Origin of the sequence: Streptomyces sp. TP-A0356 (assembly GCF_001417775.1) — a bacterium.
Classification (GTDB): Bacteria; Actinomycetota; Actinomycetes; order Streptomycetales; family Streptomycetaceae; genus Streptomyces.
In genome coordinates, this window is record NZ_BBZJ01000020.1 from 293,515 (window position 1) to 307,377 (window position 13,863).

Annotated in this window: 12 protein-coding genes and 5 tRNA genes; 11 read left to right on the forward strand and 6 right to left on the reverse strand. The window is 73.2% G+C overall.

What is annotated here, in order from left to right; all coding sequences use genetic code 11:
- Positions 1-22 precede the first annotated feature (22 nt).
- From cbiE to ASC56_RS19960, 5 genes are all read left to right on the forward strand, one after another.
- A complete protein-coding gene (cbiE, locus tag ASC56_RS19940) occupies positions 23-1,231 on the forward strand; it encodes a precorrin-6y C5,15-methyltransferase (decarboxylating) subunit CbiE (RefSeq protein WP_055492823.1) in 1,209 nt (402 codons plus the stop codon).
- A gap of 344 nt (positions 1,232-1,575) precedes the next feature.
- Positions 1,576-5,160, forward strand: coding sequence for a nicotinate-nucleotide--dimethylbenzimidazole phosphoribosyltransferase (gene cobT, locus ASC56_RS19945; RefSeq protein ID WP_055492824.1), 3,585 nt, complete (start codon positions 1,576-1,578; stop codon positions 5,158-5,160).
- A 211-nt stretch (positions 5,161-5,371) separates the two neighbouring features.
- On the forward strand, positions 5,372-6,604 hold the full coding sequence (gene cobA, locus ASC56_RS19950; RefSeq protein ID WP_055492825.1) for a uroporphyrinogen-III C-methyltransferase: 1,233 nt from the start codon (positions 5,372-5,374) through the stop codon (positions 6,602-6,604).
- Positions 6,605-6,667: 63 nt separating this feature from the next.
- Entirely contained in the window at positions 6,668-7,486 is an 819-nt protein-coding gene (locus ASC56_RS19955; RefSeq protein ID WP_055492826.1) for an RNA methyltransferase, read from the forward strand.
- A gap of 7 nt (positions 7,487-7,493) precedes the next feature.
- Positions 7,494-7,886 (forward strand): NUDIX domain-containing protein, encoded by a 393-nt coding sequence (locus tag ASC56_RS19960; protein ID WP_055492827.1) that lies wholly within the window; start codon positions 7,494-7,496, stop codon positions 7,884-7,886.
- 43 nt (positions 7,887-7,929) lie between these two features.
- On the opposite strand, the gene ASC56_RS19965 is transcribed toward ASC56_RS19960, so the two are convergent.
- Positions 7,930-9,264: a serine/threonine-protein kinase gene (locus ASC56_RS19965; RefSeq protein ID WP_234377006.1), complete on the reverse strand. Its 1,335-nt coding sequence runs from the start codon at positions 9,262-9,264 to the stop codon at positions 7,930-7,932.
- 196 nt (positions 9,265-9,460) lie between these two features.
- Between ASC56_RS19965 and ASC56_RS19970 the strand changes: the two genes are divergently transcribed.
- From ASC56_RS19970 to ASC56_RS43150, 4 genes are all read left to right on the forward strand, one after another.
- The gene (locus tag ASC56_RS19970) at positions 9,461-9,736 is read left to right on the forward strand and encodes a hypothetical protein (protein WP_055492828.1); all 276 of its coding nucleotides are present in this window, start codon (positions 9,461-9,463) and stop codon (positions 9,734-9,736) included.
- A 199-nt stretch (positions 9,737-9,935) separates the two neighbouring features.
- The gene (locus ASC56_RS19975; RefSeq protein ID WP_055492829.1) at positions 9,936-10,142 is read left to right on the forward strand and encodes a hypothetical protein; all 207 of its coding nucleotides are present in this window, start codon (positions 9,936-9,938) and stop codon (positions 10,140-10,142) included.
- A 453-nt stretch (positions 10,143-10,595) separates the two neighbouring features.
- Positions 10,596-10,871, forward strand: coding sequence for a hypothetical protein (locus ASC56_RS19980; protein WP_055492830.1), 276 nt, complete (start codon positions 10,596-10,598; stop codon positions 10,869-10,871).
- An 89-nt stretch (positions 10,872-10,960) separates the two neighbouring features.
- On the forward strand, positions 10,961-11,212 hold the full coding sequence (locus tag ASC56_RS43150) for a zf-TFIIB domain-containing protein (protein ID WP_079102609.1): 252 nt from the start codon (positions 10,961-10,963) through the stop codon (positions 11,210-11,212).
- On the opposite strand, the gene ASC56_RS19990 is transcribed toward ASC56_RS43150, so the two are convergent.
- From ASC56_RS19990 to ASC56_RS20010, 5 genes are all read right to left on the reverse strand, one after another.
- Positions 11,186-11,257, reverse strand: a tRNA-Val gene (locus tag ASC56_RS19990). The two genes, ASC56_RS43150 and ASC56_RS19990, sit on opposite strands and share 27 nt — an antisense overlap.
- A gap of 42 nt (positions 11,258-11,299) precedes the next feature.
- Positions 11,300-11,371, reverse strand: a tRNA-Val gene (locus ASC56_RS19995).
- 54 nt (positions 11,372-11,425) lie between these two features.
- Positions 11,426-11,497, reverse strand: a tRNA-Val gene (locus ASC56_RS20000).
- A 1-nt stretch (position 11,498) separates the two neighbouring features.
- Positions 11,499-11,572: transfer RNA gene (locus ASC56_RS20005), tRNA-Cys, on the reverse strand.
- Between the two features lie 39 nt (positions 11,573-11,611).
- A tRNA-Gly gene (locus ASC56_RS20010) sits at positions 11,612-11,684 on the reverse strand.
- A gap of 177 nt (positions 11,685-11,861) precedes the next feature.
- Between ASC56_RS20010 and ASC56_RS20015 the strand changes: the two genes are divergently transcribed.
- Both ASC56_RS20015 and ASC56_RS20020 read left to right on the forward strand, forming a co-directional pair.
- The gene (locus ASC56_RS20015) at positions 11,862-12,899 is read left to right on the forward strand and encodes a chorismate-binding protein (RefSeq protein ID WP_055492831.1); all 1,038 of its coding nucleotides are present in this window, start codon (positions 11,862-11,864) and stop codon (positions 12,897-12,899) included.
- A 118-nt stretch (positions 12,900-13,017) separates the two neighbouring features.
- Entirely contained in the window at positions 13,018-13,839 is an 822-nt protein-coding gene (locus tag ASC56_RS20020; RefSeq protein WP_055492832.1) for an aminotransferase class IV, read from the forward strand.
- Positions 13,840-13,863 lie beyond the last annotated feature (24 nt).

Genomic DNA, 13,863 nt, shown 5'->3' on the forward strand with positions numbered 1-13,863 from the left:
AACCTCCTGGAGACTGACGACGATGGCCGACCGGGTCACGGTGATCGGCTGGGACGGCTCGCCGCTGACCGCCGCGGCGCGCTCCGCCCTCGGGGCCGCCACGCTCGTCGCCGGCGCGGCGCACCACCTCGCGCTCCCCGACGTGCCGAGGACGGCAGAACGCATCCGTCTCGGCAGCGTCGACCTCGCCGCCCGCCGCATCGCCGCCCACCGCGGAACCGCCGTCGTGCTCGCCGACGGCGACCCCGGCTTCTTCGGGGTCGTACGCACCTTGCGGGACCCCGAGTTCGGCCTGGAGGTCGAGGTCGTCCCGGCCGTGTCCTCGGTGGCCGCCGCCTTCGCGCGCGCCGGGATGCCCTGGGATGACGCACAGGTGGTCGTGGCACACCGCCGCACCCTGCGACGCGCGGTGAACGTATGCCGTGCCCACACCAAAGTCGCGGTGCTCACCTCACCGGGCGCCGGGCCCGCCGAACTCGGGCTGCTGCTGGACGGAGTGCACCGCACCTTCGTCATCTGCGAGGAACTCGGCACCGAACGCGAGCAGGTCACCGTCGTCACCTCCGACAAGGCCGCCGACCACGCCTGGCGCGACCCCAATGTCGTCATCGTCATCGGCGGCGCCGTGACCGCGGCCGGCGGCGGCTGGATCGCCGGCCGTGACCCGGGCGCCGGACCGCGCGGCTGGGCACTGCCCGCCCAGGCCTACGGCGGCGTGCTCGGCGAAGGGGAAACGGATCTGCTGCGGGCCGCCCAACTCGCCCGTCTGGGGCCGCGGGTGGGCGACCTGGTGTGGGACATCGGCGCGGGCAGCGGGGCCTTCGCCGTGGAGGCCGCCCGCTGCGGCGCCGCCGTCATCGCCGTCGACCGCGACCCGGACGCCTGCGGCCGCACGGCCGCCGCCGCCCGCCACTTCGGAGTCCAGCTCCAGGTCGTGCACGGAACCGCCCCGCACATCCTGGAGAACCTGCCCGAACCGGACGTCGTGCGCGTCGGGGGCGGGGCAGCCGCGGTGGTCTCGGCCGTCGCCGACCGCCGCCCCCAGTGCATCGTCGCGCACGCCGCCACCCGCGACGAGGCCGAACTCGTCGGCAGGGACCTGTCGGAACACGGCTACGACGTCGAGTGCGCCCTGTTGCAGTCCGTGGAACTCGACACGCGGGCCTGGACGGAGAAGGAACGGAGTGTCGCGTTCCTGCTCAGCGGGCGATTGGCCGAACGCGCCCCGTGATCCGGTTGTCGTACCGGCGCGGTAGGCTGGCCGATCGTTGTACCGCACTTGGGTGATCCGGCACTTCGTCAGTCAATGTCCGGAAAGCTCGGCCCTTTTGGGGCGAGTGTGGTAGGGCAGAACCGGAGGACGCGCAACGTGGCGCAGTCCACAGCGGGCCGTCGCGGATCAAGCTGTCGCGGCGGCGGGACGACCGCGACAATGCCATTCAATGGCTTTGTCGTCTTTGTTGGCGGGTCGTTCGTGCCGCTGGGCACGCACGCTCGTTCTTCACTGCGGGCGGTCGGCGCGACGTTCCGGGCGAGCTGGTCGTAGGAGCACTAACCGATGGGCGAGGGGTACGCATGACCGACACCGGCCAGGTCCCGGGCGAGGGGCTGCCGGAGAACGCAGGCATGGTGGAGCAGCCGGGCGTCCTCGCGCCGGGCGCGTACACCTACCTCGACCCCTCCGAGGCCCCCGCCGACGATGACGACCTGCTTCTGATGCCCGGCCAGCAGGGCGCGTGGGGCACCGAGATGCCGCAGCCCGCCACGGCCCCCGCGTCCTTCGGTCACGAGCCCGATCCGCACGAGACGGCCGGCCGGGACAGCGGCTCGATCGACCTCGGCGCGGTCCGCACGCCGCCTTCGGCACACATGCCGCAGCCGACGCCGCGCCGTCCGCTGCACCTCGGACCGCCCATGCCGGACACCTCGTCCAGTCCGGTCCGTTCGCTCTCCGACCGCGGTCCCGCGGACGCCCCGCTGCGCCCCTCCGGGCCCCCGACGACCGGCCCCGAGTATCTCGACGTACCGCAGCTCGGGGAGAACTCCCCGCAGGGCGCGGTGCCGTGGGGTGCTCCACCGCAGACGCAGACGGTCCCGTCGGTGAGCCCCGGGGGGATGGCCGCAGAAACGGTCGCTCCGGCGCCCGGGCCGGTGTCGGCACCGGCCGTCGCCGAGGCACCGGCCGTCGCCGAGGCGGCGTCCTTGGCCCCGGAGGGCTCCGGGGTTCTCCCCGGGCAGGTGCATCCGGCGGGTTCCGAGGGACTCCAGGACTCCGGAGCGCACCTGGGCTCCGAGCCGTCCCAGGACGCCCAGGGCGCGTGGGCGGCCCAGGCGGTCACGCCGCAGGTTCCCGACGCCGGCCATGTGGTACCGGCGGCCGAGGGTGCGCTCGGCGCGCCCGGGGGTGTGCCGAGCGCCGAGACCGGCCATGCCCCGGAGGGCGCGCCCGCCCCGGCCGCCCCGCAGATCCCCGAAGCGGCCACGCCGGACGGTGCGCCCGCTGCCCTCGCTCCGCACGCTCCGCAGGCCCAGGACGCCGTGCCGGACGCGCAGATGCCGGACGCCGTACCCTTCGTGGCCGTGCCGGACGCCCCGCAGCCGGCGGGCGACGCGACGCACACGGGCATGGGACCGTCCACGGCCGAAGCGGGCGCGCCCCAGCAGTCCGCCGACGCCCACGTGACCGCCTTCCCCGGCGCCACGGTGCGGCCCGCCCAGGAGGCCCCCGAACCCCTCGCGCCCGCCGAGGGCCGACACACTCAGAACCCGGCCGAGGGCGTGGCGCCCCCACCGGACCAGCAGGCGCCCGAGCCGTACCCCGGCGCGCAGGCCGCCGACATCGAGGACACCGCGCTCCAGGTCCCGCACGCCGCCGCCCAGTTCGCGGAGCCGACCGGCGACGAGGAGGCGCAGCCCGGCGTCGCCGAGTCCGTGCAGGCCGTCCCGGTGGGTGTCGCCGCCGCCCAGGCCGGGGCGCCCACGTCCGCCGGGCAGGCGCACGGCGAGCAGCCCACGCGCGCGGAACCGACCGCCACTGCCGGGAACCCCACGGAGTCCGCGGACACCCCGGCCGACCAGTCGCTCGGCGAGTTCCTGCCGGTCGACGGCACCGTGCCGACCGCCCCGCACCTGACGCCCACCCCACCGCACGCCCTCAGCGTGCCGCCCCTGCCCGCCCAGGAGCAGCAGGCCGCCGAGGAAGCCGCTCCGGCCGCCGCCGAGTACGACGAGCCGGTGGCCGGCCGACCGGCCGCGGAGGAACCCGTCGTCATGGTCCCCGCCCCCCGCGAGGGCGAGGCACCCGCCCCGGAGCCGCTTGCCGCGGGCCCGGAGCCCCACGTCGCACAGCAGGCGGACGACCTGGACACCAGGGCCGCCGACCAGGAAGAGAGCACGGCCGCAGTGGCAGACGCAGCAGAGTCCAGCGGCCCGGCGGCGCCCGGATACGACGACGCCGAGCGCGAGGCGGTGCTGCGCGTGATGCGCGAACGCCGCGACATCCGCAACGGCTTCCGCAGCGACCCGATCCCGCACGACGTGCTCCTGCGCGTCTTGGAGGCCGCCCACACGGCGCCCTCCGTGGGCCACTCCCAGCCGTGGGACTTCGTCGTCATCCGCTCGGCCGACACCCGCCGCACGATGCACGAACTGGCCCAGCGCCAGCGTGAGGCCTACGCCAAGTCGCTGCCCAAGGGCCGGGCGAAGCAGTTCAAGGAACTGAAGATCGAGGCCATCCTCGACACCCCGGTGAACATCGTGGTCACCGCCGACCCGACGCGCGGCGGCCGCCACACCCTCGGTCGGCACACCCAGCCGCAGATGGCCCCGTACTCCTCCGCGCTCGCCGTCGAGAACCTGTGGCTCGCGGCCCGCGCCGAGGGCCTCGGCGTCGGCTGGGTCAGCTTCTTCGACGAGCGCGAGATGGTGCGCGCCCTCGGCCTGCCCGAGCACCTGGAGGTCGTGGCCTACCTCTGCGTGGGCTACGTCGACGAGTTCCCGGAGGAGCCCGAGCTGATGCAGGCGGGCTGGTCCAAGCGCCGCCCCCTGTCCTGGGTCGTGCACGAGGAGACGTACGGCCGTCGCGCGCTGCCCGGCGAGGAGCCGCACGATCTGCTCGCCGAGACCGTGGCGGGCATCCGCCCGCTGGACGCCAAGGCCCTCGGCGAGGCCTGGGAGCGGCAGAAGCGCATGACCAAGCCCGCGGGCGCGCTCGGCATGCTGGAGATCATCTCCGCGCAGCTGTCCGGCCTGTCCCGGCAGTGCCCGCCGCCGATCCCGGAGCCCGCGGCCGTCGCGATCTTCGCGGGCGACCACGGTGTGCACGCCCAGGGCGTCACCCCCTGGCCCCAGGAGGTGACGGGCCAGATGGTCGCCAACTTCCTGGGCGGCGGCGCGGTGTGCAACGCCTTCGCCCATCAGGTGGGCGCCGAGGTCTGCGTCGTCGACGTGGGTGTGGCGGCGGATCTGCCCGCCACCCCGGGTCTGCTGCCGCGCAAGGTCCGCGCGGGCACGGCGGACATGACGACCGGGCCCGCGCTCACCCGCGAGGAGGTCAAGCAGGCGATCGAGGTCGGCATCGAGACGGCCCGCGACCTCGTGGCGGCGGGCAACAGAGCGCTGCTCACGGGCGAGATGGGCATCGCGAACACGACCGCCTCGGCCGCCCTGATCTCGGTCTTCACGGACACCGACCCGTCCGAGGTGACGGGCCGCGGGACGGGCATCAACGACGAGACGCTGGTCCGCAAGACGGAGGTCGTCCGCCGCGCCATCGAGCTCCACCAGCCGGACCCGGCCGACCCGATCGGCGTTCTGGCCGCGTTCGGCGGCCTGGAGCACGCGGCGATCGTGGGCCTGCTGCTCGGCGGCGCGTCCCTGCGCACGCCGGTGATCCTGGACGGGGTCAGCGCCGGTGCCGCCGCCCTGGTGGCGCGTGCGATCGCCCCCGAGGTCCTCGCGGCGTGCATCGCCGGCCACCGCAGCGCGGAGCCCGGCCATGTGGCCGCCCTCAACAAGCTGGGCCTGCGTCCCCTGGTCGACCTGGACCTGCGCCTGGGCGAGGGCACGGGCGCCCTGCTGGCGCTGCCGCTGGTGCAGAGCGCGGCGAGGGCCATGCACGAGGTGGCGACGTTCGACTCGGCCGGTGTGACGGAGAAGTAGGGCTGCGCGAAGTGGGCGTGAGGGCCCTGGCCCGCTCGTTCCGCACGGCGGAACGGGTGGGCGCAGCCCCCCCCGCGGTCCAGCACCCGACGGCGGCGCTGGGCCCCGACGGGTTCAGCGCTGACCGGCGCCGCATAAAATTCCCACGTCAGGGCCGCTCCAACGCCGTAGAGGCCCCTTCCGACCCGCCTGGACGAGGAGCCGCACCTCCATGGCCGAACACCCCCCTTACCCCGTAGGGCTCCGCCTCTCCGGCCGCCGCGTGGTGGTCCTCGGCGGCGGCCAGGTCGCCCAGCGCCGGCTCCCCGCGCTGATCGCGGCGGGCGCGGACGTCCTCCTCGTGTCTCCCGAGGCGACCCCCTCGGTCGAGGCCATGGCGGCCTCCGGCGAGATCACCTGGCTGAAGCGCCGGTACGAGCCGGGGGACCTGGAGGACGCCTGGTACGCCCTCATCGCCACCAGCGATGCCGAGGCGAACCGGCGGGCATCGGCGGAGGCCGAGGCGAACCGCGTGTGGTGCGTCCGCTCCGACGACGCCGACGCGGCCACCGCCTGGACCCCCGCGACGGGCCACAGCGAGGGCGTCACGGTCGCCGTCCTCACCACCGCCGCGAAGGGCCGCGACCCCCGTCACACCGCCGCCATCCGCGACGCCGTGGTCGAGGGCCTGCGTGACGGCACGCTCGTCGCCCCGCACCACCGCACCCGCACCCCCGGCGTCGCGCTCGTCGGCGGCGGTCCCGGCGACCCCGACCTCATCACGGTCCGCGGTCGCCGTCTGCTCGCGGAGGCGGACGTCGTCATCGCGGACCGCCTCGGCCCTCGCGATCTGCTCGCCGAACTCCCTCCCCATGTCGAGGTGATCGACGCGGCGAAGATCCCGTACGGCCGCTTCATGGCCCAGGAGGCCATCAACAACGCGCTGATCGAGCATGCCAAGCAGGGCAAGTCCGTCGTCCGGCTCAAGGGCGGCGACCCCTATGTCTTCGGCCGTGGCATGGAGGAGGTCCAGGCGCTCGCCGAGGCGGGCATCCCGTGCACGGTGGTTCCGGGCATCTCCAGCTCGATCTCGGTGCCGGGCGCGGCCGGCATCCCCGTCACCCACCGCGGTGTGGCACATGAGTTCACCGTGGTCAGCGGTCATGTCGCCCCTGACGACGAACGCTCGCTGGTCGACTGGCCGTCACTGGCCAGGCTCACCGGCACCCTCGTGATCCTCATGGGTGTCGACAAGATCGGGAAGATCGCCGAGACGCTCGTCGCCCACGGCAAGTCGCCGGACACCCCCGTCGCCCTCGTCCAGGAGGGCACCACAGCCGCCCAGCGCCGCGTCGACGCCACCCTCGCGACGGTCGCCGAGACCGTGCGGGTCGAGGACGTGAAGCCGCCCGCCGTCATCGTCATCGGCGAGGTCGTGAACGTGGGGCCCAGGCCGGTCGAGTAACCCGGGGTAACCCGTCCCGTTCCAGCCGTTGGCACCGCTCCCAGGACAAGGCAGTATCACCCTGTGGCCGATCTCATCACCGTTGAGGACCCCGACGATCCGCGCCTGCGCGACTACACGGGCCTGACCGACGTGGAGCTGCGCCGCAAGCGCGAACCCGCCGAGGGCCTGTTCATCGCCGAGGGCGAGAAGGTCATCAGACGGGCCAAGGAGGCCGGTTACGAGATGCGGTCCATGCTGCTGTCCGCCAAGTGGGTCGACGTCATGCGGGATGTCATCGACGAACTCCCGGCCCCGGTCTACGCGGTCAGCCCGGAACTCGCCGAGCAGGTCACCGGCTACCACGTGCACCGGGGCGCGCTCGCCTCCATGCAGCGCAGACCGCTGCCGACGGCGGACGAGCTCCTGGCCACCGCCCGCCGGGTCGTGATCATGGAATCCGTGAACGACCACACCAACATCGGCGCGATATTCCGCTCGGCGGCAGCCCTCGGCATGGACGCGGTCCTGCTCTCGCCCGACTGCGCCGACCCGCTCTACCGCCGCAGCGTCAAGGTGTCCATGGGCGCGGTCTTCTCGGTGCCGTACGCCCGCCTCGACACCTGGCCCAAGGGCCTGGAGTCGGTCCGCGAGGCGGGCTTCACGCTCCTCGCGCTCACTCCCGACGAGAAGGCCAAGACCCTCGACGAGACGGCGCCGCACAAGATGGAGCGCGTCGCGCTGATGCTCGGCGCGGAAGGTGACGGCCTGTCCACCCAGGCCCTGGTCGCCGCGGACGAATGGGTACGCATCCCCATGGCCCACGGGGTGGACTCCCTCAACGTCGGCGCGGCGGCCGCCGTCGCCTTCTACGCGGTGGCCACCGGCCGCCCCGAGCTCTAGGAGTCCCATGGACCGGCGGGAGGCGATCGTCGCCGTGCTGCGGCGCGCCGATCGGGTGCTGGTCATCAGGCGTGGTCCCGAGGCCCGTCGCTCGGGCTACTGGGCGCCGCTCAGCGGCAAGCTCGAACCGGGCGAGACCCAGGCGGAGGCGCTGGTCAGGGAGGTACGTGAGGAGGTCGGCCTGACGGTCTCCCCAGGGGCGAAGGTCTGGGAGTCCGAGACGGACGACGGGCTCTTCCGCCTCCACTGGTGGACCGCCGACCCGGGCACGGGCGATGTGGCCCCGGATCCGGGGGAGGTCAGCGAGGCCCGCTGGGTCACGGCGGAGGAGTTCCTCGCGATGGATCCGGTCTTCGACGGCGACCGGGAGTTCTTCGAACGGATCCTGCCACGGCTGTGACGGCCGCCGGTCCCGGTCACACGAGGGCCGGGTGGAGCGACGGTCAGTGCTCCTGGCCCGGTGCGCTCCGGTACGACTCGGCCATCGGTCCGTCGGGCAGGGGAGCGTACGCCTGCTCGCCGGGCGGGGGAGCGTACGCCCGCTCCTGTCGTACGTCCCGGTGGACGCCCCCGTCCTCCAGCCCGCGCGCCGGACCCTGGCAGCCCTGGGCCGCCGCGATGCCCAGCGCCACCAGCAACGTCACCACGACGAACACGAAGAGCCGCTGACGCAGCAACCGCGGGTTGGCGGGGCGCCGACCGGTCCCTGTGGTGCGGGGTGCCGGCCGTCCGGCACCGCTGCGTGGCGCGGGCCGCCCGCCCGATCGGGTCGTGTTGCGCTGCGCGGGCGTCGAGCGTGCCCCGGGCCGGGAGCCGTGGCCGCGGGGCGGGGGAGTGCCCGGTCCCGGGGGACGACGCACGGTGCGCTGCTCGGCGTACTGCTCAGCCAGCCGCCCCGTCGGCCGGTCCGGCTCGCCGCGCGGGGCGGACGGCCGTACGTCCGTGAGCCCCCCTGCCTCCCGAGCCGCGATCTCCTTCAGGCGCAGCGAGAGTTGGAGTGTGCTGGGCCGCTCCTCGGGGTCCTTCGCCAGACAGGCACGGACGAGCGGTGCCAGCGCGTCCGGTACGCCGTGCAGCTGCGGCTCCTCGTGCACCACGCGGTAGAGCATCACCTCGGAACTGCCTTGCCCGAACGGCGAGTCACCGGTGGCCGCGTACGCCAGCGTGGCACCCAGCGAGAACACGTCCGTGGCCGGGGTGACGGCGGCCCCGCGCACCTGCTCGGGGGCGAGGAAGCCGGGCGACCCGACGGCCGTGCCCACGTGCGTGAGCGTCGAGGCGCCCGTCGCCCAGGCGATGCCGAAGTCGATGATCCGCGGCCCCTTCGGGGACAGCAGGATGTTGGACGGCTTCAGATCGCGGTGGACGACCCCCGCCTCGTGCACCGCCACCAGACCCTCGGACAGCGCGGCACCCACGGCGGCCACTTCGGCGGCCGTGAGAGCCCCGTCCTCGGCGACCTTGTCGTGCAGGGAGGGCCCGGGCACGTACTGCGTGGCGAACCACGGACGGTCCGCCTCCAGGTCGGCGGCCACGAGCCGTGCGGTACAGCCGCCGCGAATCCGCCGTGCCGCCGAGACCTCACGCGCGAACCGCGACCGGAACTCCTGATCCTCCGCCAGGTCCGGCCGGATCACCTTCAGCGCGACCCGCTGCCCCCGCTTGTCGGAGCCCAGGTACACGACGCCCATCCCGCCCGCGCCGAGCCGCCGGTGAAGCCTGAACGAGCCGACGACACGCGGGTCCTCACGCCTCAGGCGCATCATCGCCATGTCCATCCCCGCTGCCCGGTCCGTCTGACGAGCCACAGCTTACGTTTCCACGGCCGGGCGCGCGCAGAGGCCGCGCCCTCTCCCCCCGATCGATTGTCAGTGCCGGGTGGGAGACTTGAAAGGTGGTCAGGGGTGGTGCGAACAGGACGGCGATGCGCCGCCCGTGATACCAACCACCGGCTGCGGAAGGGGGATTGAACCCGTGAAGGGTGATCGTGTCGAGATAGTCGTGGACGCCGGGGACACGACGCGCACCTACGAGGTGGTGGCGAGCAGGGCGGGCCGCCGCGTGGAGACGGCGGTGCGCAGGGGAGTCGTGGAAGTGAGCGAAGTCACCCGAAGCGGTTCTGTGGTACGGACCGCTCGCTTCATGGCGAACCGGGTGCTCGCGCTGGTCGAGCAGCCGGTTCCACGGGAGGACGACTCGGAGCAGAAGGGACACACCGGGCGCCCCCTCCGGGAAGACCCCGAGACCTAGGACCTCCTCTCCACCCAGGGGAGTACACCGCAGGTCATCGCTCATCCTCCGGGAGGCCAGGCAATCGATACGCGGGCATGACGACCCAGGGCCGCCCGGCGCCTAGATTTGAGGTCAAGCGGCGGGTGCAGCACTCGTCCCCCGAGGTCAGACACCCGCCGCTGCCAAGGACAACAGCGCTACGGTCAGGAGAGGGACCATGGCCCAGACGGCACCGCGGACACTGATCCGCACGCAGGGACGCAGGGCGTACGGCGCCGCGTTCGGCGGCCGTCCGGGCCGCCGTCACCCACTGGTGGCGACCGCGATGGTCCTCCCCCTGGCGGCCCTGCTCGTCTACGCCTTCGGCGGTTGGGACGCAGTGGTCGCACAAGCGTCGTCCGTGGGCGTGATGCTGGGGCGCTGAGCGGCCCCCCAGGCCCGGAAGAGCGGTCCGGGCGGGGACATCCACCCATGAAACCCCGTGGGGACGGGGGTGCGGCGGACGGCACAAACGCCCGCGCAGCTGGGGAGCTGCGCGGGCGTTGCCCTGTGCGCGTGACCGCCGGCGGTCGTGCCACCGGACCGGCCGGAGCACCGGGGACCCCCCACCGCCAGCCGATGCCGGCCGCGTAGGTTCCCCGGCACGGCAGTACGACCCCGAGGGGACCCGTGAACGCCCTCCTGCCCGTGCTTCACGCCCAGGCGCGCGCCGCAGTGCCGCAGTGCGCCCGACACGACCACGGCCTGCCACTGCCGAGCCTCCGACACGGTCCTCACCGACCGCTCGGACGACGCCACGGTCCTCACCGACCGCTCGGACGACGCCACGGTCGTCCGCCACGCTGGGCCGGCCCCCGTCGACCTCCATGGCCGTCCCATGACCTTCTGGCCGTACGGCACTCCCGTGGACCCCGGCACCTCGAGGCCGCCCCTGGGCCTGAACGACGTGGACGACCTCGGCGTGGGCGACCCGGCCTGGGTCCGGCCTGGGATCTGGCCCGCCCCGGACGTCCCCGCCCGCGCCCGCACCGTGCAGACGGCGGCCCGGGTGATCGCCAAGTCGGTCGCCGCGGAGCACGCCTTGGACGCCGTCGAGCGGGCCGTGGTCGGCGCCTGTGTCCGAATGGGCGCCATTCCGCCCGAGTTGGCGTAAGGATGTGCGCCCCAGGGTGCGACCGGACAGAACCGGAACGAGTCCTTCTCTGGCGAAGCACCACCGACCGGCGAGGAGTTGAGCCGACCATGCGGTGTCCGAAGTGTCATGCGCCGATGCACACGTACAACCGCAACGGCGTTCAGATCGAGCGGTGCAGCGGCTGCCGCGGCACCTTCCTGGTCGTCGGGGAGCTTGAGCCGCTGACCCGCCTGGAGGCCCAGTGGGCGGGGCCCGCCCCGCCGCCCCGGCCGCTCTTCTCCAGCCGAGCCCACGAGGAAGCCCCCGGCCGCGGGGCCGGGGGCTTCGGTGTGTGGACGATACTGGGATTGAACCAGTGACCTCTTCCGTGTCAGGGAAGCGCTCTCCCGCTGAGCTAATCGTCCTCGGGCCATGGCCACTCGGTGCGGAGGGCCAGGGGTGCTACGTGCGCGATACTGGGATTGAACCAGTGACCTCTTCCGTGTCAGGGAAGCGCTCTCCCGCTGAGCTAATCGCGCGGGGATCCTCGGGGATCATACAGACCCTTGCGGGTCAGGGTCCCTGCGGACCAGTGGACGATACTGGGATTGAACCAGTGACCTCTTCCGTGTCAGGGAAGCGCTCTCCCGCTGAGCTAATCGTCCTTGGAGGTGGAGACGGGATTTGAACCCGTGTAGACGGCTTTGCAGGCCGTTGCCTCGCCTCTCGGCCACTCCACCAGGAGTGCGGGGAATCGGGAGGATCCCCTGCTTCCTTCGAGCGGACGACGAGGCTCGAACTCGCGACCTCAACCTTGGCAAGGTTGCGCTCTACCAACTGAGCTACGTCCGCTTGTCGTTTCGGACCGCTTCCACGTCCCGGCGACGAGTTGAACTCTAGCGGATTCCCGGGCCAGTACAAAAACGCGTTTGCGCAGCGTGCTGCGCTGCGCCTGGTCAAGGACATGGTCAGGGCACCGCGGGGACATGCCCAGGCCACGGGCAGGACACCCGCCATAGACTCGACTGCGTGCTCGACCTGCCTCCTCTTGCCCGTTTCGGCGACCGCGTCGCCACCGGTCTCCTCGATGTCACCAGCGACCCCGCGGCCCTCGACTCCACCGGCTTCTGGGCGGTCTGCGCGGACTACGAGGGCCGTCTGACCTGCGCCCGGTTCGGGGACGTACGGGTGGAGCCCGTGCCCGCCCCCGTGCCGGGCCGCTGGCGGGGACCGGCGGTCGGTGACTGGACGTCCTCTCTTGACCGCGCCGCGTACACGGCGGGGGTGCGGCGGATCCGTGAGCACATCGCGACCGGCGAGGTCTACCAGGTCAACCTCTGCCGTGTGCTCTCCGCGCCGGTCGCGCCCGACGCCGACGTGGACGCCCTGACGGCCGTGCTGGCGCGCGGCAACCCGGCGCCGTATGCAGGAACGATCCGCCTGCCGGAGCACGGCGTGGAGACGGCCACCGCCTCCCCCGAGCTGTTCCTGCGCCGTGACGGCCGTACCGTCGAGTCCGGCCCGATCAAGGGCACGGCACGCACCGAGGCGGAGCTCCTGGAGAAGGACTACGCCGAGAACGTGATGATCGTCGACCTGGTCCGCAACGACCTCGGCCGCGTCTGCACCACCGGCAGCGTGACGGTCCCCGACCTGTGCGCGGTCGAGAAGCATCCCGGCCTGGTCCACCTCGTGTCCACGGTCCGCGGCGAGCTGCGCGCGGACGCCGGGTGGCCCGAGCTGCTCGCCGCCGCGTTCCCGGCCGGATCGGTCACCGGCGCCCCCAAGTCGAGTGCGCTGCGGATCATCGACGCGCTGGAGACCGCCCCCCGCGGCCCCTACTGCGGCGGCATCGGCTGGGTCGACGCGGACAGCGGGGCGGGCGAGCTCGCCGTCGGCATCCGCACCTTCTGGATGGACCGGGCCGCCGGGGGCACGGCAGTCCTTCGCTTCGGCGCCGGCGCGGGCATCACCTGGGGCTCCGACCCCGAGGGTGAGTGGGACGAGACCGAGCTGAAGGCCGCCCGGCTGCTCGCGGTAGCGTCGGGGGAGTACCAGGACGCATGATCGAAGGGAGAACGGAAGGAGCCCCGTCATGTGTCATGCCCAGCCGGGGGGACGCCGTCTCCGGCCGGACGCACTCGTCGCACGGCGCTTCCGTCACCATCTTGTGAGGTAAGGACCAGTGAAGCTCTGGCTCGACGGCGGGCTGCAGGACATCGAGTCCGCCCGCGTCTCCGTCTTCGACCACGGACTGACCGTCGGCGACGGCGTCTTCGAGACCGTCAAGGCTGTCGAGGGACGCCCCTTCGCGCTGACGCGCCATCTCGACCGGCTCACCCGGTCGGCACGCGGACTGGGCCTCGTGGACCCCGACCTGGACGAGGTCCGCCGCGCCTGCGCCGCCGTCCTGGAGGCCAACCCGATGCCGCTCGGGCGTCTGCGCATCACCTACACCGGCGGCCATGGCCCGCTCGGTTCCGACCGCGGAGACCTGGGGCCGACGCTCGTTGTCGCCCTCGGTGCGACCGCCCGGCGCCCCGACTCCACCGCCGCGATCACCGTGCCGTGGACCCGCAACGAACGCGGCGCCGTGACCGGGCTGAAGACCACGTCGTACGCGGAGAACGTCGTCGCCCTCGCGCGTGCCTCCCAACAGGGCGCCTCGGAGGCGCTGTTCGCGAACACGGTGGGACAGCTCTGCGAGGGCACGGGATCGAACGTCTTCGTCGTCCTCGACGGCGAGATCCACACTCCGCCCCTCGCCTCCGGCTGTCTCGCGGGCATCACCCGCGCGCTCACCATCGAGTGGGCCGCGGCCAAGGAGACCGACCTGCCGCTGGACGTCCTGGAGCACGCGGACGAGATCTTCCTCACGTCCACGCTGCGGGACATCCAGGCCGTCCACCGGGTGGACGGCCGTGCGCTGCCGGCCGCGCCCGGCCCGGTGACCGCGAAGGCCATGCGCGTCTTCGACGAGCGCTCCGGGGACGACCTCGATCCCTGAAAGCCGGAGCTGGGCGGCTGACCT

Bases quoted from the DNA above. Each gene is read 5' to 3' on its own strand.
- ASC56_RS19980 (WP_055492830.1), top strand. From the start codon at position 10,596: ATGACCTTCTGGCCGTACGGCACTCCCGTGGACCCCGGCACCTCGAGG.
- ASC56_RS19965 (WP_234377006.1), bottom strand. From the start codon at position 9,264: ATGGACATGGCGATGATGCGCCTGAGGCGTGAGGACCCGCGTGTCGTC.
- cobT (WP_055492824.1), top strand. From the start codon at position 1,576: ATGACCGACACCGGCCAGGTCCCGGGCGAGGGGCTGCCGGAGAACGCA.
- ASC56_RS43150 (WP_079102609.1), top strand. From the start codon at position 10,961: ATGCGGTGTCCGAAGTGTCATGCGCCGATGCACACGTACAACCGCAAC.
- cbiE (WP_055492823.1), top strand. From the start codon at position 23: ATGGCCGACCGGGTCACGGTGATCGGCTGGGACGGCTCGCCGCTGACC.
- cobA (WP_055492825.1), top strand. From the start codon at position 5,372: ATGGCCGAACACCCCCCTTACCCCGTAGGGCTCCGCCTCTCCGGCCGC.
- ASC56_RS19960 (WP_055492827.1), top strand. From the start codon at position 7,494: ATGGACCGGCGGGAGGCGATCGTCGCCGTGCTGCGGCGCGCCGATCGG.
- ASC56_RS19975 (WP_055492829.1), top strand. From the start codon at position 9,936: ATGGCCCAGACGGCACCGCGGACACTGATCCGCACGCAGGGACGCAGG.